Annotated in this window: 2 protein-coding genes; both read right to left on the bottom strand. The window is 65.8% G+C overall.

Going from position 1 to position 1,212, the window contains the following annotated elements:
- Window positions 1–80 precede the first annotated feature (80 nt).
- A complete protein-coding gene (locus RFN28_RS34555) occupies window positions 81–683 on the bottom strand; it encodes a UPF0149 family protein (protein WP_320291591.1) in 603 nt (200 codons plus the stop codon).
- A partial coding sequence (locus RFN28_RS34550) for an IS66 family transposase (protein WP_320291590.1) occupies window positions 680–1,212 on the bottom strand: 533 nt, incomplete at its 5' end. The genes RFN28_RS34555 and RFN28_RS34550, both read right to left, overlap by 4 nt.

Below are 1,212 nucleotides of genomic sequence, written 5' to 3'. Positions count from 1 at the left end.
GTAAGCGATGCGCCAAGGCGCCTTCCCGAAGTCGCCTGATGCTTGTATGGCGGTCAGCCGTTAGTCGGCGCCGGCGGCGATCACTGCGGGTTATGATAACGGGTGACATAGTGGAGTTTGCGGAGGGCGGGGATGACGAGGGCAATGTCTTTGTACGCCTCGTGCTCGATGAAGCGCGCGGTCTCGGGCCCCGGCCTGGGCTTGCCGAGGACGGGCCGCCCCTTTTTGTCGACGCAGTAGATCAGGATCGGCAGCAGCAGGCCATGGTTGGGGTTCTTGAGGTCGAGTAGCCGTTTCCAGCGTTTGATGTTGAGGTTCATGGCCGCGTAGAACCCCTGGCACCATGGCCGCGGGTCGATGCCGCCGCTGGGCTTGGTGGTGAAGCGGGGCGCATAATCCTGCGGTCTGTCGAACAGCGTCTCGTTGATCCGGTTGTGGATCCTGGCGAGGCTGGCAAACACGGCGTGATCGATTGTGGAGCCCTTGGCCAGGACGTCGCGCGGCAACCCCATGACCGGGCACATCCAGTCTTGCGGGTCCGCGAACCGCGGCCCGGTGACCGATGCCGTTACGAAGCCATCCAGCGCCGACATGGTCCGCACCAGCGGGCGGGGGTTGGCCTTGGCGGCCATCCAGGCCTCGAGCGCCTCGTCCGACAGCGCCATGTCATCGAGCGCGCTCATGCCGCCAAGGGGAGCGGCATCTCTTGGCGGCGCACCCAGTTCCACGGCATCAGCTCGTCCCAGCGCGAGGCTGGCCAGTCGTTCTGGATGCGCTCGGTGACATCGGCCATGTAGGCTTCGGCATCGACGCCGCAGAGCTTGCAGGTTTCTATGATGCTGAGCACGACCGCTGACCGCTCGGCCGCGGCGAAGCTGCCCGAGAAAAGCCAATTGCGTCGGCCGACGGTAAATCCGCGAATGGCGCGCTCCGCGATCAGGTTGTCGGGCTCGAGCTGGCCATCGTAGAGGAAGCGATTGAACGCGCGCCATCGCTTGGCGCCATAGGCGAAGGCCTTGGCGATGTCGGCGTGGCGCGACAAACCGTTGGCCTGGCGCATGAGCTGTCGTCGCAGCGCACGCACCAGTGGTCGGGTCCGCGTTCGTCGGGCGGCCAATCGCTCGGCGGGCGGGAGCCCGCGTATCTCTTCCTCGATCCGGTAGATCGCCTGGATACCGGCCATCGCCGTCGTGCTGAGCTCGGTCGGCTGGC

This window comes from Mesorhizobium album, from assembly GCF_033977205.1.
In the GTDB taxonomy this organism is placed as follows: Bacteria; Pseudomonadota; Alphaproteobacteria; order Rhizobiales; family Rhizobiaceae; genus Mesorhizobium; species Mesorhizobium album.
Note: the sequence above shows the minus strand (reverse complement) of the source record. Positions and strands in the feature narration are given on the sequence as shown.

Excerpts from the sequence above, each read along its gene's own strand:
- RFN28_RS34555 (WP_320291591.1), bottom strand. The coding sequence starts at position 683 with ATGAGCGCGCTCGATGACATGGCGCTGTCGGACGAGGCGCTCGAGGCC.